Origin of the sequence: Streptomyces sp. NPDC057253, assembly GCF_042669125.1 — a bacterium.
In the GTDB taxonomy this organism is placed as follows: Bacteria; Actinomycetota; Actinomycetes; order Streptomycetales; family Streptomycetaceae; genus Streptomyces.
Map to the genome: position 1 here is coordinate 1 of NZ_JBHUXV010000154.1, position 19,351 is coordinate 19,351.

17 protein-coding genes are annotated in these 19,351 nt (G+C 70.3%); 8 read left to right on the forward strand and 9 right to left on the reverse strand.

What is annotated here, in order from left to right:
* Nucleotides 1-70 precede the first annotated feature (70 nt).
* Nucleotides 71-406, reverse strand: coding sequence for a hypothetical protein (locus ACFULQ_RS43380; RefSeq protein ID WP_028809089.1), 336 nt, complete (start codon nucleotides 404-406; stop codon nucleotides 71-73).
* A gap of 1 nt (nucleotide 407) precedes the next feature.
* Nucleotides 408-605 carry a hypothetical protein gene (locus ACFULQ_RS43385; protein WP_383555686.1) on the reverse strand — a complete coding sequence of 66 codons (198 nt, stop codon included), beginning with the start codon at nucleotides 603-605 and terminating at the stop codon, nucleotides 408-410.
* Nucleotides 606-691: 86 nt separating this feature from the next.
* Here ACFULQ_RS43385 and ACFULQ_RS43390 point away from each other — a divergent pair, with 86 nt between their 5' ends.
* Genes ACFULQ_RS43390 through ACFULQ_RS43400 form a run of 3 tightly spaced genes read left to right on the forward strand, consistent with a single transcriptional unit; the run spans nucleotide 692 to nucleotide 3,704 of the window.
* Nucleotides 692-1,729, forward strand: a complete 1,038-nt coding sequence (locus ACFULQ_RS43390; RefSeq protein ID WP_383555689.1) for a helix-turn-helix transcriptional regulator — start codon at nucleotides 692-694, stop codon at nucleotides 1,727-1,729.
* The gene (locus ACFULQ_RS43395) at nucleotides 1,726-2,715 is read left to right on the forward strand and encodes a LuxR C-terminal-related transcriptional regulator (RefSeq protein WP_383555692.1); all 990 of its coding nucleotides are present in this window, start codon (nucleotides 1,726-1,728) and stop codon (nucleotides 2,713-2,715) included. The genes ACFULQ_RS43390 and ACFULQ_RS43395 overlap by 4 nt, the downstream gene beginning before the upstream one ends.
* A complete protein-coding gene (locus ACFULQ_RS43400; RefSeq protein ID WP_383555694.1) occupies nucleotides 2,712-3,704 on the forward strand; it encodes a helix-turn-helix transcriptional regulator in 993 nt (330 codons plus the stop codon). The genes ACFULQ_RS43395 and ACFULQ_RS43400 overlap by 4 nt, the downstream gene beginning before the upstream one ends.
* Here the strand turns inward: ACFULQ_RS43400 and ACFULQ_RS43405 are convergent.
* A complete protein-coding gene (locus ACFULQ_RS43405; RefSeq protein WP_383555696.1) occupies nucleotides 3,667-4,698 on the reverse strand; it encodes a LuxR C-terminal-related transcriptional regulator in 1,032 nt (343 codons plus the stop codon). The two genes, ACFULQ_RS43400 and ACFULQ_RS43405, sit on opposite strands and share 38 nt — an antisense overlap.
* Nucleotides 4,699-5,118: 420 nt before the next feature.
* Between ACFULQ_RS43405 and ACFULQ_RS43410 the strand changes: the two genes are divergently transcribed.
* From ACFULQ_RS43410 to ACFULQ_RS43420, 3 genes are read left to right on the forward strand one after another with little or no spacing between them, the layout of a single operon-like run.
* Complete coding sequence (locus tag ACFULQ_RS43410; protein ID WP_383555699.1) at nucleotides 5,119-6,663, forward strand: circularly permuted type 2 ATP-grasp protein; 1,545 nt, start codon at nucleotides 5,119-5,121, stop codon at nucleotides 6,661-6,663.
* On the forward strand, nucleotides 6,660-7,598 hold the full coding sequence (locus tag ACFULQ_RS43415; RefSeq protein ID WP_383555702.1) for an alpha-E domain-containing protein: 939 nt from the start codon (nucleotides 6,660-6,662) through the stop codon (nucleotides 7,596-7,598). The genes ACFULQ_RS43410 and ACFULQ_RS43415 overlap by 4 nt, the downstream gene beginning before the upstream one ends.
* The gene (locus ACFULQ_RS43420; RefSeq protein ID WP_383555704.1) at nucleotides 7,595-8,437 is read left to right on the forward strand and encodes a transglutaminase domain-containing protein; all 843 of its coding nucleotides are present in this window, start codon (nucleotides 7,595-7,597) and stop codon (nucleotides 8,435-8,437) included. Before ACFULQ_RS43415 ends, ACFULQ_RS43420 begins: the two co-directional genes overlap by 4 nt.
* 51 nt (nucleotides 8,438-8,488) lie before the next feature.
* Here the strand turns inward: ACFULQ_RS43420 and ACFULQ_RS43425 are convergent, their stop codons facing one another.
* On the reverse strand, nucleotides 8,489-9,592 hold the full coding sequence (locus ACFULQ_RS43425; protein WP_383555706.1) for a sugar ABC transporter substrate-binding protein: 1,104 nt from the start codon (nucleotides 9,590-9,592) through the stop codon (nucleotides 8,489-8,491).
* 240 nt (nucleotides 9,593-9,832) lie between these two features.
* Here ACFULQ_RS43425 and ACFULQ_RS43430 point away from each other — a divergent pair, with 240 nt between their 5' ends.
* The gene (locus tag ACFULQ_RS43430) at nucleotides 9,833-11,491 is read left to right on the forward strand and encodes a fibronectin type III domain-containing protein (protein ID WP_383555708.1); all 1,659 of its coding nucleotides are present in this window, start codon (nucleotides 9,833-9,835) and stop codon (nucleotides 11,489-11,491) included.
* Between the two features lie 60 nt (nucleotides 11,492-11,551).
* Here ACFULQ_RS43430 and ACFULQ_RS43435 read toward each other — a convergent pair whose 3' ends face one another.
* The 5 genes from ACFULQ_RS43435 to ACFULQ_RS43455 form a co-directional block, all read right to left on the reverse strand.
* Nucleotides 11,552-11,998: a heat shock protein transcriptional repressor HspR gene (locus ACFULQ_RS43435; protein ID WP_383555710.1), complete on the reverse strand. Its 447-nt coding sequence runs from the start codon at nucleotides 11,996-11,998 to the stop codon at nucleotides 11,552-11,554.
* A 6-nt stretch (nucleotides 11,999-12,004) separates the two neighbouring features.
* The gene (dnaJ, locus tag ACFULQ_RS43440) at nucleotides 12,005-13,186 is read right to left on the reverse strand and encodes a molecular chaperone DnaJ (protein ID WP_383555712.1); all 1,182 of its coding nucleotides are present in this window, start codon (nucleotides 13,184-13,186) and stop codon (nucleotides 12,005-12,007) included.
* Nucleotides 13,187-13,222: 36 nt separating this feature from the next.
* Nucleotides 13,223-13,870: a nucleotide exchange factor GrpE gene (gene grpE, locus ACFULQ_RS43445; RefSeq protein WP_123762113.1), complete on the reverse strand. Its 648-nt coding sequence runs from the start codon at nucleotides 13,868-13,870 to the stop codon at nucleotides 13,223-13,225.
* Entirely contained in the window at nucleotides 13,867-15,711 is a 1,845-nt protein-coding gene (dnaK, locus tag ACFULQ_RS43450) for a molecular chaperone DnaK (protein WP_132835576.1), read from the reverse strand. Before dnaK ends, grpE begins: the two co-directional genes overlap by 4 nt.
* A 94-nt stretch (nucleotides 15,712-15,805) precedes the next feature.
* Nucleotides 15,806-16,849 (reverse strand): MraY family glycosyltransferase, encoded by a 1,044-nt coding sequence (locus ACFULQ_RS43455; RefSeq protein ID WP_383555715.1) that lies wholly within the window; start codon nucleotides 16,847-16,849, stop codon nucleotides 15,806-15,808.
* A 195-nt stretch (nucleotides 16,850-17,044) separates the two neighbouring features.
* Between ACFULQ_RS43455 and ACFULQ_RS43460 the strand changes: the two genes are divergently transcribed.
* A complete protein-coding gene (locus ACFULQ_RS43460) occupies nucleotides 17,045-19,327 on the forward strand; it encodes a (Fe-S)-binding protein (protein WP_383555717.1) in 2,283 nt (760 codons plus the stop codon).
* Nucleotides 19,328-19,351: the final 24 nt, after the last annotated feature.

Below are 19,351 nucleotides of genomic sequence, written 5' to 3' on the forward strand. Positions count from 1 at the left end.
GTGTTCAGGTCACGGTGACGCCGCTGCGGGGGGAAGCACCTGAGCGATCTGTTACGACGGGGGAATCGCGTCAGGCACTGCGGGGGGTGGCTGAGATGGTCCGCGGGGTGGGGGTTTCCGGTTCCACCAGCCGATGGTCTCGTTGGTCCAGGTTCACAAAGATCATTCCGTACCGGATGGCACAGCGAACGGGCTGCGGCGCCCCCCGAGGCCGCCGCAGACACCGGTACGCCCGTACGTCCTCGTCCTCGTCGCGCGTGACGACCACCGGTTCGCCGAACACGGTCACCATCAACGAGTCACCGGGGTGGGGGATCGCGGTGACGAGGTCGATGAAGTGCCAGCCCGAGCGGTAGGCGGTGGCCATTTCCCTGCGGAAGGAGCGGTCGTCGGGTGGAGTAGTCATGTCAGGACCAGATGGTGTCGGCCGGGAAGACCGCGGCATTCTCGTCGGGCGTCACAACCACTGGCTTCACGTCGCCGGCGTGCGTGTCGCTCTTCACAGCAGAGAGGCCACTCAGCGTTCCGAAGGCCACAACGGCGGAGAAGGCGGCGACAATCACCGAGCGAAGCATTCTCTTACCCATAGTCGGCTTCGTCCTCACTTGAAGGTCCCCTCTTCCCCCGTCGGATAAGACGATGGCTCATTCAGGCACGTCATGGCCACAGGCTCAGTGCATCATGTTCCTGCATGTTCAGGACCCTGGGGGGTGGAGATTTGACAACAAATCAGGCCAATGGGACACATCCCCATGACATTACTGAACTATGTGAGGAGGGAAGCCGCCTCTACGCACACGCTCTGCGCACAGGACGCATCGCCCGGGCGGACGTGGAATCCGCCCCGTGCCTCATGGAGTTCGCCCTCCTGCACCCCGATCCCGACGACGCCACCTGGCTGCGCCCGGTTCCCCCCTCGGTCGCCCTCGCCCAGCGGCTGAATCCGATCGAGCGGACGATCTCCGAGCACCGGCGGACCTCGGTCCAGCTGGCCGAGGTCTTCGAGCCGTTCATGGCGCTGAGTGCCCAGGGAACCGCACCCACACACTCGATCACGGTGCTGGAGGGCCTGGACCGCATCAACGCGGCCCTCGACCTGGCGACCACCCAGTGCCAGAACGAGGTGCTCACGGTCCAGCCGAGTGCCCGTCATCCCGAACGCCGGGTCATCGAGGGGCTGGAGCGGGACCGGACCCTCACCGAACGGGGCGTGCGCATCCGCACCCTGTACCAGCACACCGCCCGGTACAGCCCGGAACGGCTGGCCTACGTGGACCGGTTCACCAGCGGGAAGGCCGAGTACCGGACCATCGACGAACTGGTCGAACGGCTCATCATCTGCGACGAGACCGTGGCCTTCATCCCGGTCCGGGAGGACCGGCAGGTCGCGCTGGAGATCCGGCACCCCGGTCTCGTCCGGTACCTGATCAAGGTCTTCGAGTTCATGTGGAGCCGGGCGGTCCCGCTGAGCGCCGGCGCCCCCTACGAAACGGCGCCCGACGGCATCACGGACATCCAGCACTCCATCGCCAAACTGCTCGTGGAGGGCCATGTCGACGAGGCCATCGCCCGGCGCCTGGGCATGAACGTCCGCACCTGCCGGGCCCACATCGCCAAGCTCGCCACGGCGCTCGGCAGCGGCAGCCGTGCCCAGCTCGGCTTCCTCATCGCCCAGTCGGGGATCCTCCAGCCCGACCAGGCCGTACCGGGGGGAGACGACCACCCGTGAGAGGGGCTCACGCGCACGGCGGGGAGGACCTCTGCGACGCGGGCCTGGACCTGTACACCCGTGCGCTGCGCGAGGGGCGGGTGAGCACCGAGGAGGCGGACAAGGCACCGTGTCCCCTCGACCTCGGTCTGCTCCAGCCGGACCTCGGGGACCTGCGGTGGCTGCGGCCCGTCAGCCCGGCCCTCGCCCTCCAGCGCCTGCTGCGGGGCGCCGAGGAGCGCATCGCCGACGAGCGGCGCCGGGAGGAGCGGCTGGCGGCGGTGTTCGAGCCGTTGATGGCCGCCGGCACCGGATCCGCCCCGCTCGCGGAGACCCCGACGATCAGCGTCCTCAGCGGTCTCGACCGCATCGGCGAGGCCATCCAGCGGGCCGTGGCGGACACCTCGGGCGAAGTGCTCACCATCCAGCCGCACACCAACCGCACCCACTCCCCCGCCGAGATCCACGCCGAGGCCCTGGTCCGCGACCAGGCGCTGCTCGACCGCGGCGGCCGGATCCGCACCCTCTACCAGCACACCCTGCGCCACGCACCCGGCATCCTGGCCCGCTACGAACGCCTGCGCGGCGACGTCGAGGCGCGCACGCTCGACGAGGTCACCCAACGGCTGATCGTCGTCGACCGCCGGATCGCCTTCATCCCCGCCAACCAGGACCGCACCCTCGCCCTGGAGATCCGCCACCCCGCGATCGTCGGTTTCCTCGCCACCGCCTTCGACCGGCTCTGGCGGCTCGCCACCCCCATGCACCCCCGAGCCGTCGAACCGCCCTCCCCGGAGGGCATCACGCCCCGCCAGCGCGCCATCGCCGCCCTCCTCGTCGAGGGCCACACCGACGCCGTGATCGCCGACCGGCTCGGCATGAACATCCGCACCGCCCGCGTCCACATCGCCAAGCTCGCGGCGACGCTGGGCAGCGAGAGCCGCGCCCAACTCGGCTACCTCATCGGACGGTCCGGGATCCTGGGTCAGCAGGAGGCGGACGAGTGACGACCGCGGCCGCCCATCCGGCGCACGACCCGCGGGACCCGTGCCCGGAAGGCATCGAGCTCTACGCACGCGCCCTGCGCGAGGGCGGCGTCGGCGTGCGGGACGCCTCAGTCCTCCCCTGTCTCACCCGGACCGGGCTGCTGCGCACCGACCCCCGGGACCCCGACCGGCTGGAACCCGTCCCACCCGCCCTCGCCCTGCACCGCATGCTCCGCGCCGCCACCGAGCGCGCCGTGGACGAACGGCGGCGCGGCGCCCGCCTGGCCGAGGCGCTCGCCCCGCTGACGCGGATCGACGGGCCGCGTACGGCGGTCGGGGAGGACCCGGCGATCAGGGTCCTCAGCGGGACCGAGCGCATCAACGAGGCCATCACCGAGGCGATGACCGGCACCGTGCTGGAACTGCTGTGCGTGCAGCCCAACATCCACTACAGCGACAGCCGGGGCGCCGCCGCCCAGGCGGTGGCGATGGACCGGGACCAGGCGCTGCTCGACCGCGGCGGCCGGATCCGCACCCTCTACCAGCACACCCAGCGGCAGATGCCGCTCGTCCTCGCCCGCTACGAGCAACTCCGCGGCGACGCCGAGGCCCGGTCCCTGGACGAGGTGACCGACCGGCTCATCGTCGTCGACCGGGACGTCGCGTTCATCCCCGCCGGCGCGGACGGCACACAGGCGCTGGAGGTCCGGCATCCGGCGCTGGTCGCCTTCCTGGCCGCCACGTTCGACCGGCTGTGGTGGCAGGCCACGCCCCTGTACCCGCAGACCGTTCACCGGCCCAGCCTGAACGGTGTCACGCCCCGGCAGCGCGCCATCGCCGGGCTGCTGATCGAGGGGCACACGGACGCCGTGATCGCCGACCGGCTCGGCATGAACATCCGCACCGCCCGCGTCCACATCGCCAAGCTCGCGGCGACGCTGGGCAGCGAGAGCCGCGCCCAGCTCGGCTACCTCATCGGACGGTCCGGGATCCTTGATCGGGGAGCGTGAGGGAGGTGACGGAGGTCGGGCCGTCCAGGCCCACCTGCGCTATCCGTACGCCCAACTGCGTCCGGCTGGCCGCCCCCAGGGTCTCCGAGAGGCGCGCGATGTGGGCCCGGCAGGTGCGGACGCTTATGCCGAGGCGTTCCGCGATCACCGCGTCCTGGTGGCCCTCCGCGAGCAGGGCCGCGATGGACTGCTCGCGATGGGAGATGCCCTCGATGCCGGTGTCGGGAAGCGGGGCGGTCAGCGGGATCGCCAGGCGCCACAGCCGCTCGAAGACGGTCACCAGGTACTCCACCAGCGCGGGGTGCCGTAGCTCCAGGGCGAGGGTGCGGTCGGCGTTCGCGGGGATGAAGGCGACCGTGCGGTCGAAGAGGATGAGCCGGTCGATGACCTCGTCGAGGGTGCGGGCCTGGACCGAACCGCCCATCAGCTCCAGGTAGTTCAGCAGGCCCTGGCCGTGCCGTGCCACGTGGGTGTACAGGTCCCGCATCCGTACGCCCCGGCCGCGCAGCGCCAGCGCCCGGTGCAGGCCCTCGGTGAGCTCGTGCTCGGGGCGGATGCCGCCCGGCTGGACCGTGAGGACCTCCGTCGTACAGGCCTCGGTCGCCTCGTCCATCGCGGCCTGGATGCGGGAGAGGCCGTCCAGGACACGGATCGCGGTCCCCTCGCCGGCGGCGCCCGCGACGACGCTGGGTGCCAGGCCCGCGTACCGCTCCACGGCGGCGACCGCGGCCCCGACCCGGCGCTGGCTCGCGCTGACCTCGTCCTGGACCTCGCGCAGCAGCCGGGTCATGACCTCCTGGGGGGCCGTCGGCACCAGCCAGTCCATGTCGTCGGGGTCCGGGTGCAGCAGGGCCAGTTCGAGCAGACAGGGCACCGGCTCGGCGTCGACGCGCGGCACCCGCCCGCGCCGTACGGCCCGGGAGTACACCCGGTCGCCGGCCTCGCACAGCCGGTCAGCACCGTGTGGATGGTCGTCCGCCCCGTAGCCGGTCATTGCCCATCCCACCCCCGGTTCCAGCGTCTACCGCCCTCTTGTCCTGTTCCCCATCGGAGCGTCGAAGCCCCCTCGGCTCCGCAACTATGCGCGGACCGGACCGGCTCCGCAACACGGCTCCTCGGGCCGGGGCAGGGGAATACGGCCGATATGCACCACTGCATCCGGGCCTCCCCCCGCCGGGTTGCAACAAGCTGCGGGCCGGCGGGTACAGCCGAACGAGCCTTCACCGCACCGGCCCAGGGGCGCGGGCCTGGGACATCGGCGGCTCCGCCGCCGGGCGCGAAAGCCCCACCGGCCCACAGCCGCACCACGACCGACCGACCACGACGGCCCCCCGCGGAACAACCCGCTCCGCGCGTCAACTCCCGGAAATCACACAGTGATCAGTTCGTTACCAGTCGCACTTAACGTCAGCTCATGGCGGACATATTTGACGCGTACGCGTTGGCCGACGCGTGGGACGAGATGTTCGAGCGGCCGGGTGAGGTCAGGACCGCCTATGAGCCGGTACTGGCAGCGCTTCAGCCGATCGAGCCGAGCGAACTCAGGTTCCGGGCCGACCAGATGGCCCGGGCGTTCACCGACAGAGGCGTGACCTACGCCTTCGCGGGCGAGGAGCGGCCCTGGCCGCTGGACCTCGTGCCCAGGATCCTCGACGCCCTGGAATGGGATCTCATACAACGCGGGGTGAGCCAGCGGGTCAGGGCCCTGGAGGCCTACCTCGCCGACGCCTACGGGCACGCCCGAGCCTTCGAGGACGGAGTCGTGCCCTGGCGGCTGCTGCTGAACTCCGCGCACTTCCACCGCGCCGCCCACGGGATCGATCCGGTCAACCAGGTGCGCATCCATGTCGCCGGCATCGACCTCGTCCGGGACGAGCAGGGCGACTTCCGGGTCCTGGAGGACAACGTCCGGGTGCCCAGCGGGGTGTCGTACGTCATCGAGAACCGGCGCGCGATGACCCGTGTCTTCCCGTCCCTGTTCGCCGAACAGCATGTGCTGCCCGTCGACGGTTACGCGCAGCGGCTGCTCGGCGCCCTGCGCGCCGCCGCCCCCGACGGGGTCCAGGACCCCCGGGTCGTCGTCCTGACCCCCGGGCCCAGCAACGCCGCCTACTTCGAACACGCCCTGCTCGCAAGGCTGATGGGCGTCCAGCTCGTCGAGGGCCACGACCTGGTGTGCCGGGGCAACCGGGTGTGGATGCGCACGACCCGCGGTGAGGTGCCCGTCCATGTCGTATACCGGCGCCTGGACGACGACTTCCTCGACCCGCTGCACTTCCGCCCGGACTCGGTGATCGGCTGCCCGGGCATCCTCGGCGCGGCCATGGCGGGCCATGTCACCCTCGCCAACGCGGTCGGCAACGGCATCGCGGACGACAAGCTGCTCTACACCTACGTCCCGGACCTGATCCGCTACTACCTCTCCGAGGAACCGATTCTGCCGAATGTGGAGTCGTTCCGCCCGGACGAGCCGGGCCAGCTGGAGGCCGTCCTCGACCAGATCGACCAGCTGGTGGTGAAGCCGGTCGACGGGGCCGGCGGACAGGGCATCGTCATCGGCCCCAAGGCCGACCGGGAGACCCTGGAGAAGACCCGCGAGGCCGTCCGGCAGGACCCCCGCGGCTTCATCGCCCAGCGCCCGGTCGCCCTGTCCACCTCTCCCACCCTCGCGGGTGAACGCATGGCGCCCCGCCACATCGACCTGCGCCCCTTCGCCGTCAACGACGGCAGCGACATCTGGGTGCTGCCCGGCGGCCTGACCCGGGTCGCGCTCCAGGAGGGCAACCTGATCGTCAACTCCAGCCAGGGCGGCGGCTCCAAGGACACCTGGGTGCTCGCCGAGGGCCCCGCCGAACCGCCCGCGCCCGCGCACGGCACCGCCCACCTCGACATCGCGCCACGTCAGCACGGTCCCGAGGGCAACCGCACCGCCGTACAGGAAGGGGCGCAGCAGCAGTGAACGACGTGATCCTCTCCCGGATAGCCGAGGCCCTCATCTGGACCGGCCGCTACGTCGAGCGGGCGGACGCCACCGGACGGATCCTCGACGCCTACCTCCACCGGATGCTGGAGGACCCCTGGCGCGACGAGGACGCGGCCTGCCGGTCGTTGTACGCGATCCTCGGCATGGACGCCGGCGGCAGACCCGTCGACATGCAGCAGGTGCTGGACCAGCTGGCCTTCGACGCCCGCTCGACGGGCTCCATCGAGGGCGCGCTCGGCGCCGCCCGGCTCAACGCCCGCAGCGCCCGTGAGGCCGTCTCCTCGGAGATGTGGGAGTGCCTCAACTCCACCTGGCACGCGCTCGCCGACCAGCGGCTCGCGGCCCGCCGCACCGGCCCCTACGCCTATCTGGAGCTCGTACGGCGGCGCGCGGCCCTCTTCTTCGGGCTCGCCGACTCCACCATGAGCCGCGACGACAGCTGGCGCTTCGTGGTGCTCGGCCGGAGTCTGGAGCGGGTGGACATGACCGTACGGCTGCTGTCGGTCCGGGTGCTGGACGCGGCCCACGCGCCCGACTGGCCGACCCTGCTGAGTGCGTCCGGCGCCGACGAGGCCTACGCGCGCGTGTACGGCGGTTTCGGCGACACCCCGCGGGTGGCCGAGTTCCTGCTCCTGGACCGGGACTTCCCGCGCTCCGCGCTGCACGCCCTGACCACGGCGGAGGAGTGCCTGACCGCGCTCGGCCGCCCCCGCCAGGACCCCGCGCGCCGCCCGATCGGCCGGATGCGCACCCGCCTCGAATACCTCGACCTGCACGCCCTGGAGGAGCAGCTCCCCGTGCTCCTGAAGGACCTGCAGACCGCGTGCATGGCCTCCGCGGAGGCGGTGGCGGAGCGGTTCTTCCCGTACCAGGGGCCCGTCGAGTGGGCCCAGGAAGGAGCCGGACGATGACCCGCCGCCTCCGCATCAAGCACGTCACCGAGGTGGCGTACGCCCAGCCCGCCGCCTCGTCCCACAACGAGGTCCGGATGACCCCGCTGACCCTGCCCGCCCAGACCACCCTGGACGCCCGGGTCACCGTCAACCCGACCACACCGACCTGGTCGTACTGGGACTACTGGGGCACCCAGGTCACCGGTTTCGACCTGATGGACCCGCACGGCCGGCTCACCATCACGGCGTCCAGCCTGGTCGAGACGACCCCGCCGGAGCCGCTGCCGGCCGCGCCCAGCTGGGCCGAGGTGGCCGAACGCGTCGCGGGCTCGCGCCTGTTGGAGTTCGCGAACCCGACGGGCCGTACGACGGTCCCGGCGAAGCTGGCCAAGAAGGCCCGCAAGGCCGCGGCGGGCCTGGACCCGCACGAGACGGCGCTCGCGGTGTCGGGGCTGGTCGCCGGCCGGGTGTCGTACCTGCCCGGCGCGACCAGCGTGAACACCTCCCCCGCGGAGGCCTGGGAGCAGGGCGCCGGCGTCTGCCAGGACATCACCCACCTGACCATCGCGATGCTGCGGGCCGTGGGCCTGCCGGCCCGCTATGTCTCCGGCTACCTCCACCCGGAGCGCGAGGCCGAGCTGCACCGGCCGGTCGCCGGGCAGAGCCATGCCTGGATCGAGTACTGGGCGGGCGACTGGTGCGGCTACGACCCCACCAACGGGGTGCGGGCCGACGAGTCCCACGTGGTGGTGGCCCGGGGCCGCGACTACGACGACGTGACCCCGCACAAGGGGATCTACCGGGGGGTGCCGGGCGGGCCGCCGGAGGTGACGGTGGAGTTCACGCGGGTGGCCTGAACGGCCGGGAGGGGCCGGGGGAGCATTCCCGCGGCCCCTCCCCACAGTCCGCTACGACAGACCCGCCGCCGCGCAGGCGCTCTTGTAGTCCGCGGTGCAGATGTCCTTGACGGTGTAGATGCCGTCCTTGACGACCGTGCTCTTGATGTTGTCCTTCGTCAGCGCGACGACCTGGACGAGCTGGGCCGGGATGTCCTTGTTGGTGGGGCTGTCGACGCTGTCCGTGGCGAGGGCGTCGAACTGGATGTCCTTGCCCTGGATCTTGGTCACGGCCATCTCGGCGGCGGCCTCGGCCTCGTCCGGGTACGGCTTGTAGACGCTCATGTACTGCTCGCCGGAGACGATCCGCTGCACCGCGGTCAGCTCCGCGTCCTGGCCGGTGATCGGCGGGAGCTTCGTCATGCCCGCGTTCTCCATCGCCTGGATGGCGGCGCCGGCCATGGCGTCGTTGGCGGAGTAGACGGCCTTGATGTTGCCCTTGCCGATCGCGCTGATCGCCTTGGCCATGTCCTTCTGCGCGATCTCCGGCTTCCAGCCGTCGACGTCGTACGTCTCGGCGATCGTCACCTTGCCGTTGAGCTCCGACATCGCGCCCGCCTTGAACTGCCCGGCGTTCGGGTCGGAGGGCGAGCCGTTGATCATGACGATCTTGTCGGAGGTGTCGATCTCGGAGCCGATCGCCTCGACGAGGGAGCGGCCCTGGACCTCGCCGACGAGTTCGTTGTCGAAGGAGACGTACCCGTCGATCGGGCCCTCGGCGAGCCGGTCGTAGGCGATGACCGGGATGCCCGCGTCCTTGGCCTTCTGCACCATGTCCGCGATGGCGTGCGAGTCGACCGCGTCCAGCAGGATGACGTCGACCTTCTCGTCGATCATCTGCTGCATCTGCCCGGCCTGCTTCTTCGCGTTGGCCTCGCCGTTGGCGTAGACCGTCTTGCCCTTCTTGTCCGTGAGCTCCGCGACCTTCCTCTGGATGATCGGGTAGTCGAACTCCTCGTAGCGGGTGTTCGTCTTCTCCGGCATCAGCACACCCACGGTGATGTCGTCGCCCTTGGTCGGGCTCGCCTCACTCCCGCTCGCGGCGCCGAGCGCCCCGCAGGCGGCCAGCGAGAGGGACATCGTGGACGCGGCCACGGCTATGGCGATACGACGCATGGGGCTGCTCACTTCTGATGCTTTCTGGACGCGGGCGCGGCATTGCGGCCCATGTGACTGAAAAGCCAACGCGGGGCCGCCCACCGACGTCAAGCGGAATCACTTAACGAGTGCGCAACGCCACTCTCCGCCGACGGTGTGAAGACTTGGCGCGAACACTAGTACAACCAACTTCACACCTCGCGAGTCGTGATCACAGCAGCCCCACAACTGCTGTTCCGTGCCCGACCAGAGGATCGAATGAAGTCAGCCACACGCACGACCGCCGCGGCCGCCACCGCCGTCGTGCTCGCCACCGCCGGCACCCTGCTCACCACGGCCGCGGCCCCCGCCTCGGCAGCCGTGTCGTGCACCTCCCCGGTGTTCAAGCGCCAGTTCTACGCGAACACGTCCTTCTCCGGCACCCCGAAGAAAACGGACTGCGACGACGCGATCGACCAGTCCTGGAGCGGCGCCCCCGCCACCGGCCTCCCCAAGGACAACTTCGGCGTCCGCTGGACCCTGACCCGCGACTTCGGCTCCGGGGGCCCCTTCGCGCTCAACGCCACCGGCCTGGACGGCATCCGCGTCTACGTCGACGGCGTCCGCAAGATCGACCTGTGGAAGAACGTCTCGTCGACGGTCAAGAAGACCGCCAACGTGACCATCCCCTCGGGCAAGCACACCCTGCGCATCGACTACGCGAACTGGACCGGCGCCGCCAAGGTCAAGGTCACCTACACGCCCCGCACCACCGCCGACGTCGACAAGGTCAAGCCCCTCACACCGACCGGCACTTCGGTGACGTACGACAAGACCACCGGCAAGGCGAAACTGACCTGGGCGAAGAACAAGGAGATGGACCTCGCCGGGTACAAGGTCTACCGGCGGCTGAAGGGGGCCACCTTCCCGGGCACGCCGCTCGCGACGACCACCTCGACGTCGTACACCGACAGCACCCTGCCGGTGACCGGCGACACCTACTACTACGAGCTCCGCGCCCGCGACAAGGCGGGCAACGAGTCGGGCGGCACCGCCGACCAGGCCGTGGTCACCGCCGACCGGACCGCGCCGGCCGCGGCGACCGGGCTGACGGCGGTGGGGACCACAGCGGGCAACTCCGTGACGTGGCAGGCGTCCCCGTCCACGGACGTCCGCCACTACGAGGTGTGGGCCTCGCGCAACGGCGACCCCGACCCGGACGGGCCCGAGATCGCCATCGGGACGTCGTTCGTCGACCGGCTCGCGGAGGAAGGGGTGCCCTACACGTACACCGTGCAGGTCATCGACGCGGCGAACAACATCTCCCCGGTCTCCGCCAAGGTGACGGTCACCCGCCCGGTCGCCTCGGCCGTGCCCGCCCCGACGGGGGCCACGGGCACCCCCGCCGACGCGTCCACCACCCTGACGTGGACCGCCGCCGACGCCGCCACCGGCTACCGCGTGTACCGGCGTACCGACGTCAACGGCGCCTGGAGCCTGCTCGGCAGCGCCGCGGGCACCTCGTACGAGGACACCTCCGCGCCGAAGGGCAAGGCCTACTACTACGTGGCCTCCGTCGACGCCCAGGGCGCCGACTCGGCGCCCTCCACCGACGTCACCGTCGACCGGCTGACCCCGGCCACCGCGACCGGCCCGGCCGCGCCGAAGCTGACCCTGGTCACCAACGGGGTGCCCGGGCGCTCCCCCATCGAGGTCACGGCCGCGCCCGGAGCGGGTGACGAGGCACGCGTCCTGAAGGGCTACGCCTGGGAGATGTCGGGCGCCTGCGGCTCCAGCGGCGACCGGTTCTCCACCACCGGCACGCTCACCTGGACGGCCCCCTGGAACGGCCCCTGCGTCGCCACGGCGTACGCAGTGGACGCCTACGGCCGTCAGGGCACGCAGAGCGCCTCCGTGGAGTTCTTCAGCGGCCGCTGACGGCAACGCACGAGGAAGGGCCCGGAGAGATCTCCGGGCCCCTTCCTCGTGCCTGAGCGCCTAGTCCTTGGCCCGCTTCGGCCGCCACACCACCAGCGCGCTGGTCTGCTGCACCTCCTGGTACGGCACCAGGTCGCGGCGGTACGACGCGTGCACCGCCGCCTCGCGCTGCTGCATCGCCGCCGCGGCGCCCTCCACGGCGGCCTGGAGTTCGGCCACCCTCGACTGGAGCGCGGCGACCTGGTTCTCCAGTTCGATGATGCGCTTGATGCCGGCGAGGTTGATGCCCTCGTCCTGCGACAACGCCTGCACCTGGCGGAGCAGTTCGATGTCGCGGGCCGAGTAGCGCCGGCCCCGCCCGGCCGTGCGGTCCGGGGAGACCAGGCCGAGGCGGTCGTACTGACGAAGGGTCTGCGGGTGCAGGCCGGAGAGCTGGGCCGCCACCGAGATGACGTAGACCGGGGTTTCCTCGGTCAGTTCATACGGATTGCGTCGACGACCGTCCATCTCGAATCATGCTCCCTTCGCGGCCTGGAACAGCTCCGCCCGTGGATCCTCACCCACGGTCGCCTCGCGATACGCCTCCAGCGCGTCACGAGCCTTCCCCGACAGCTCGGTCGGGACACTCACCTCTACGGTGACCAGCAGATCGCCCCGGGTGCCGTCCTTGCGGACCGCGCCCTTGCCCCGCGCCCGCATGGTGCGGCCATTGGGCGTGCCCGGGGGCAGTTTCAGCGTCACGGCCGGTCCGCCGAGCGTCGGCACCCTGACCTCGCCGCCGAGCGCCGCCTCCGCGAAGGTCACCGGGACCGTCACCGTGAGGTTGTCGCCCTTGCGGCCGAAGACGGGGTGCGCGGCGACGTGCACGGTGACGTACAGGTCGCCCGCCGGGCCGCCGCGCTCACCGGGCGCGCCCTTGCCGCGCAGCCGGATCCGCTGGCCGTCCGACACCCCGGCCGGGATGCGGACCTGCATGGTCCGGGAGGACTTGGCCCGCCCGGAGCCCTTGCAGACCTCGCAGGGGTTCTCCGCCATCAGGCCACGGCCCTTGCAGTCCGGGCAGGGGTCCGTGAGGGAGAACCCTCCGCCGGAGCCCCGGGCCACCTGGCCGGTGCCGACGCACGTCGGGCACACGCGCGGGTTGCCGTTGGCGTCCCCGGTGCCCGAACAGGCCTTGCAGGGGGCCTGCGAGGACATCCTGAGCGGGACCGTCGCCCCCTCGATCGCCTCGGTGAAGCTGAGGGTGACCTCGGTGTCGATGTCCTGTCCGCGCCGGGGCTGGACGCGCGTAGTTCCCGAGCTGCCCCGGTTGAACAGGCCCCCGAAGACGTCCCCGAGTCCGCCGCCGAAGCCGCCGGCTCCCTGGCCCCCGCCCTGGGCGCCGCCTCCGAAGAGGTCACCCAGGTCGAAGTTGAAGGAGCCGCCCGCGCCGCCCGGCCCCGGACGGAAGCCGCCGTTGCCGAACAGGGTGCGGGCCTCGTCGTACTCCTTGCGCTTCTTGGGGTCGCCGAGGATGTCGTTGGCCTCGGAGATCTCCTTGAAGCGCTCCTCGGCCTTGGCGTTGCCCTTGTTGGCGTCCGGGTGGAACTCGCGGGCGAGCTTGCGGTACGCCTTCTTGATCTCGGCCTCGGTGGCGTCCTTCGGGACGCCGAGGACCTTGTAGTAGTCCTTCTCGATGAAGTCCTTGGTGCTCATCCCCGACGCCCCTCCTTCCGGTCACCGACCACGGCTTCAGCCCTCTTCAGAGCTGTTGTCCTTCTCCTCGCCGGCCTCGGACTCGTCCTTGACCGTCTGCGCGCCCGGCTGAGGTTCGGCGACCGCCACCCGCGCGGGGCGGATGGTGCGCTCGCCGATGCGATACCCCGGCTGGAGAATCGCCACGCACGTCGTCTCGGTGACGTCGGGCGCGTAACTGTGCATCAGGGCCTCGTGGATCGTCGGGTCGAAGGGCTCGCCCTCCTTGCCGAACTGCTGAAGACCCATCTTCGCCGCGACGGTCTCCAGCGACTCCGCGACGGACTTGAAACCGCCGAGGAGCTCACCGTGTTCCCGCGCGCGGCCGATGTCGTCGAGCACGGGCAGGAGTTCGGTCAGGAGGTTCGCGATGGCGATCTCCTTGACCGTGATCCGGTCCCGCTCCACGCGGCGGCGGTAGTTCTGGAACTCGGCCTGGAGCCGCTGGAGGTCGGCGGTGCGCTCGTCGAGCGCCTTGCGCGACTGGTCCAGCTGGGCCGTCAGGCCGGCGATCTGGGCACTTGCGTCCCCGGCCGGGGCCGCCCCCGCCTCCGAGGAGGAGGCGGCGGCCTTCGGCTCGGCGTCGTCGGTGGCGCCGGAAGGGACGTCGGGCTTCTCGTCGAAGCCCGGGGTCTCCTCCGTCACGCGGCACCGTCCTTGCGCTCGTCGTCCACGATCTCGGCGTCCACGACGTCGTCGTCCGCCTTGGCCTGGGAGGCACCGGCGTCCTCGCCGCCGGCGGCCTGCGCGGCCTGGGCGTCGGCGTACATGGCCTGGCCGACCTTCTGGGAGACCGCGGCGACCTTCTCGGTCGCGGTGCGGATCTCGGCGGTGTCCTCGCCCTTGAGCGCGGCCTTCAGCTCCTCGACGGCGGCCTCGACCTCGGTCTTGACCTCGCCGGGGACCTTGTCCTCGTTGTCCTTGAGGAACTTCTCCGTCTGGTAGACGAGCTGCTCGCCCTGGTTGCGGGTCTCGGCGGCCTCGCGGCGACGGTGGTCCTCGTCCGCGTACTGCTCGGCCTCCTGGCGCATCCGGTCGACCTCGTCCTTCGGCAGCGAGGAGCCGCCGGTGACGGTCATCTTCTGCTCCTTGCCCGTGCCCAGGTCCTTGGCGGTCACGTGCATGATGCCGTTGGCGTCGATGTCGAAGGACACCTCGATCTGCGGGACGCCACGGGGCGCCGGCGGCAGACCGGTCAGCTCGAACATCCCGAGCTTCTTGTTGTACGCCGCGATCTCGCGCTCGCCCTGGTAGACCTGGATCTGCACGGACGGCTGGTTGTCCTCGGCCGTGGTGAAGATCTCGGACCGCTTGGTCGGGATCGTGGTGTTGCGCTCGATGAGCTTGGTCATGATGCCGCCCTTGGTCTCGATACCGAGGGACAGCGGGGTCACGTCGAGGAGCAGGACGTCCTTGACCTCACCCTTGAGGACACCGGCCTGGAGGGACGCGCCGATGGCGACGACCTCGTCCGGGTTCACGCCCTTGTTGGCGTCCTTGCCGCCGGTCAGCTCCTTGACGAGCTCGGCGACGGCGGGCATACGGGTGGAGCCACCGACGAGGACGACGTGGTCGATCTCGTTGATGGAGACGCCGGCGTCCTTCATGACGTTGAAGAACGGGGTCTTGCAGCGCTCCAGGAGGTCCGCGGTCAGCTGCTGGAACTGGGCGCGGGTGAGCTTCTCGTCCAGGTGCAGCGGGCCCTCGGCGGAGGCCGTGATGTAGGGCAGGTTGATCGAGGTCTCGGTGGAGGAGGACAGCTCGATCTTGGCCTTCTCGGCGGCCTCACGGAGGCGCTGGAGGGCCATCTTGTCCTTGGCGAGGTCCACGCCGTGACCGGACTTGAACTGCTGCACCAGGTAGTCGACGACACGCTGGTCCCAGTCGTCACCACCGAGGTGGTTGTCGCCGTTGGTGGCCTTCACCTCGACGACGCCGTCGCCGATCTCCAGGAGGGACACGTCGAAGGTGCCGCCACCGAGGTCGAAGACGAGGATCGTCTGGTCGTCCTTGTCGAGGCCGTACGCGAGCGCGGCCGCGGTGGGCTCGTTGACGATGCGCAGGACGTTCAGGCCCGCGATCTCGCCGGCCTCCTTCGTCGCCTGGCGCTCGGAGTCGTTGAAGTACGCCGGGACGGTGATGACCGCGTCGGTCACCTTCTCGCCCAGGTAGGACTCCGCGTCCCGCTTCAGCTTCTGAAGGATGAAGGCGGAGATCTGCTGCGGGTTGAAGGGCTTCCCGTCCAGCTCCATCTTCCAGTCGGTGCCCATGTGGCGCTTCACGGACCGGATGGTCCGGTCCACGTTGGTGACCGCCTGGCGCTTGGCCACCTCGCCGACGAGCACTTCGCCGTTCTTCGCGAAGGCGACGACGGACGGCGTGGTCCGGGCACCCTCGGCGTTGGTGATGACGGTGGGCTCGCCGCCTTCAAGAACGCTGACGACGGAGTTAGTCGTGCCCAGGTCGATGCCGACCGCACGTGCCATGGTGATTTCCTCCAGCTGACTTGAGTGGAACGGACTCAAGTGTGCATGACGTCCGCGACTCGGTCAACAGACCTGAGCCACGGGGGCTCAACTCTTATCCGTTCCTTACACGCAACTGGGTCGTGACCTGCGGAGATGCCGGACGAGGGACCACGCCGGACCGCGCGGCGGGCTTGGCTCTGGGCTTGATCCGCAGCAGTCCGAGGACCAGGACCAGCGCGCAGCCGCCCACCCAGAGCACCCCACTCGCGGGGATCCACCCGAGGTGCACGAGGACCCCGACGAGTACCCCGCCGAAGGCCGCGACACCCAGGACGACGCACGCGCCCTGCGGGGTGAGCCCGAGCCGGCGCAGCCGGTGGGCGAGATGGTCGGGGGCCGGGCGCAACAGCGAACGTCCCGACAGCCGCCTGGCGAGGACGACGAGGACGACGTCGGCGGCGACCAGGGCCGTCAGGGCGAACAACACCCCGGCGCCGGAACCGAGTTCCTGTCCCGCGCGGGTCGTCACGGCGGCCGAGGCCAGCAGGAACCCGGTGAACAGCGCCCCGCTCGCACCGAGTCCCACGCGCGCGGGATGCCAGTTGTGCATCAGGAACCCGGTCAGCGCGGCGGCCAGCGCGCTCAGCAGCACGGCGAGCCCGTCCATCACCTCGGCCGCCGCGCAGGCCCCCGCACCGAAGGCGGTGACGACCCCGACGGTCCCGGCGAGCCCGTCGCAGTGGTCCAGCGCCTTGAACCCGAGGGCGACGAAGACGATCCAGCCGACGGCGAGGATCCCGGCGAGCACCCCCGTGTCCTCGTACGGCACCACGCAGGCCGCCGCCACGGCCGTACCGCCGACGAGGAACCGCGCCTTGACGCGCAGGACGTCGGCGACGAGCCCGAGGAGGGCGACGGCGGCCCCGGCGACGAGCAGCCGCGCCGCCTCGGGGCCCAGCGGCGTGACGCCCTGCCGGTCGCCCACGGCCGCGACCAGGCAGGTGGCGGCCACCACCGCCACCCCGCCGGACAGCGGCAGGGGGCGCCGCCACCGCCGGTCGACGATCCCGAGGCGCAGGGCGGGCACCCGCAGCACGGCGGCGAGCACGGCGGCGAGGAGCAGGGCGGAGCTGGCGGCGAGGATCCCATAGAGCACAAGGCCAAATTAGCGCCGTATGTACCAATTCGACACGAATAACACGATCGGGTTTTAAGGTAACCCTCAGCGATTCAGATCACCCTGTGCCCGGCTACAGTGCGGCGGAGAATATGGGTACTCTCAGACGGACTGCATAAGTTACCGCTTAGTAATCTCGCTCGTCAGAACCTCGCAGGCCCGAGGAGCCCCGAAATGCAACTCGCCGCGATCATCGTGTCGCTGGTACTGACCGTGGTCGGCGTGGCGCTGCTCGCACGCGCCATCGGCCAGTTCGTCCGGTACTTCAAGCTGGGCCAGCCCGTGCCCGCCGGGAGCAGGACCGACAACCCCTACGCCCGCAGTGTGACGCTGGTGAAGGAGTTCCTCGGCCACACCCGGATGAACCGGTGGGGCATCGTCGGCTTCGCCCACTGGTTCGTGGCGGTCGGCTTCCTGACCCTGCCGCCGACCCTCGCCCAGGCCTTCGGCCAGCTCTTCAAGGCCGACTGGGTGCTGCCGGTCATCGGCGAGTTCCTGCCGTTCGAGCTGTACATCGAGTTCATCGGTGTGATGACGACCCTCGGCATCATCGCCCTGATCGTCATCCGGCTGCTGAGCCTGCCCTCGCGCCCCGGCCGCAAGTCCCGCTTCGCCGGCTCCAAGGCGGGTCAGGCGTACTTCGTCGAGTACGTCATCCTCACCATCGGCCTCGCCATCTACGTGCTGCGGGGCCTGGAGGGCGCGCTGCACCACGTGGACCACTACGAGGCGTCCTACTTCGCCTCGTACCCGCTGGTCCTGGCCTTCAAGGGCCTGAGCGTGACCACGCTCCAGAACCTCGTCTACCTCGTCGCGATGATCAAGATCGGCACGTCCTTCGTGTGGATGATCGTGGTCTCGCTGAACACCAACATGGGTGTGGCCTGGCACCGCTTCCTGGCCTTCCCGAACATCTGGTTCAAGCGCGAGGCGACCGGCGGCACCGCCCTCGGCGGCCTCCAGCCGATGACCTCCGGCGGCAAGCCGATCGACTTCACCGACCCCGGTGACGACGACGTCTTCGGTGTCTCCCAGGTCGAGCAGTTCTCCTGGAAGGGCCTGCTGGACTTCTCCACCTGCACCGAGTGCGGCCGCTGCCAGTCGCAGTGCCCGGCCTGGAACACCGGCAAGCCGCTCTCCCCCAAGCTGCTGATCATGTCCCTGCGGGACCACGCGCACGCCAAGGCGCCGTACCTGCTCGCGGGTGGCGGCAAGACCATGGAGGGCGAGGAGAAGGCGTCCGAGGAGCAGCTGAAGGACGTCCCCGCCGCCGCCCTCGCCGAGGCCGAGCGCCCGCTGATCGGCACCCTGGAAGAGAACGGCGTCATCGACCCGGACGTCCTGTGGTCCTGCACCACCTGCGGCGCCTGTGTCGAGCAGTGCCCGGTGGACATCGAGCACGTCGACCACATCGTCGACATGCGCCGCTACCAGGTGATGATCGAGAGCGCGTTCCCGTCCGAGGCGGGCACCATGCTCAAGAACCTGGAGAAGAAGGGCAACCCCTGGGGCCTGGCCAAGAAGCAGCGCCTGGAGTGGCTCAAGGAGGTCGAGTTCGAGGTCCCGGTCGTCGGCCAGGACATCGAGGACCTCACCGAGGTCGAGTACCTGTACTGGGTCGGCTGCGCGGGCGCCCTGGAGGACCGGGCCAAGAAGACCACGAAGGCCTTCGCCGAGCTGCTGCACATCGCGGGCGTCAAGTTCGCGATCATGGGCGGCGACGAGAAGTGCACGGGTGACTCGGCGCGCCGCCTGGGCAACGAGCCCCTGTTCCAGGAGCTCGGCATGGAGAACGTCATGGCGCTGAACATGGCGTTCGGCGAGGAGCTGGACGACGACGGCAAGGTGGTCGCCGAGTCCGCCAAGCCGAAGTCCGCGAAGAAGATCGTCGCGACCTGCCCGCACTGCCTGAACACCATCGGCAACGAGTACCCGCAGCTCGGCGGCGACTACGAGGTCATCCACCACACCCAGCTGCTCCAGCACCTGGTGGACGAGGGCAAGCTGGTCCCGGTGACGCCGGTCGAGGGCATCATCACCTACCACGACCCCTGCTACCTGGGCCGCCACAACAAGATCTACACGCCGCCGCGCGAGATCATCGCGAACGTCCCCGGTCTCCGCAACGAGGAGATGCACCGTCACAAGGAGCGCGGCTTCTGCTGTGGCGCCGGTGGCGCGCGGATGTGGATGGAGGAGCGGATCGGCAAGCGCATCAACAACGAGCGCGTCGACGAGGCCCTCTCCCTCAACCCCGACATCGTCTCCACGGCCTGCCCGTTCTGCCTGGTCATGCTGACCGACTCGGTCAACGGCAAGAAGAACGACGGCAAGGCCAAGGAGTCCATCCAGGTCGTCGACGTGGCCCAGCTGCTCCTGGAGTCCGTCAAGACCCCGGCCGACCCGGCCGGCGAGGAGAGGGCGGAGAGCGCGCCGGAGCCGGAGCCGGTGAAGTAACCGCCACAGCGCCTGCACATCGAC

Coding starts and splice junctions, on each gene's coding strand:
- ACFULQ_RS43380 (WP_028809089.1), bottom strand. CDS start 406: ATGACTACTCCACCCGACGACCGCTCCTTCCGCAGGGAAATGGCCACC.
- ACFULQ_RS43390 (WP_383555689.1), top strand. CDS start 692: ATGTTCAGGACCCTGGGGGGTGGAGATTTGACAACAAATCAGGCCAAT.
- ACFULQ_RS43405 (WP_383555696.1), bottom strand. CDS start 4,698: ATGACCGGCTACGGGGCGGACGACCATCCACACGGTGCTGACCGGCTG.
- ACFULQ_RS43410 (WP_383555699.1), top strand. CDS start 5,119: ATGGCGGACATATTTGACGCGTACGCGTTGGCCGACGCGTGGGACGAG.
- ACFULQ_RS43420 (WP_383555704.1), top strand. CDS start 7,595: ATGACCCGCCGCCTCCGCATCAAGCACGTCACCGAGGTGGCGTACGCC.
- ACFULQ_RS43425 (WP_383555706.1), bottom strand. CDS start 9,592: ATGCGTCGTATCGCCATAGCCGTGGCCGCGTCCACGATGTCCCTCTCG.
- ACFULQ_RS43430 (WP_383555708.1), top strand. CDS start 9,833: ATGAAGTCAGCCACACGCACGACCGCCGCGGCCGCCACCGCCGTCGTG.
- ACFULQ_RS43435 (WP_383555710.1), bottom strand. CDS start 11,998: ATGGACGGTCGTCGACGCAATCCGTATGAACTGACCGAGGAAACCCCG.
- dnaJ (WP_383555712.1), bottom strand. CDS start 13,186: ATGAGCACCAAGGACTTCATCGAGAAGGACTACTACAAGGTCCTCGGC.
- dnaK (WP_132835576.1), bottom strand. CDS start 15,711: ATGGCACGTGCGGTCGGCATCGACCTGGGCACGACTAACTCCGTCGTC.
- ACFULQ_RS43460 (WP_383555717.1), top strand. CDS start 17,045: ATGCAACTCGCCGCGATCATCGTGTCGCTGGTACTGACCGTGGTCGGC.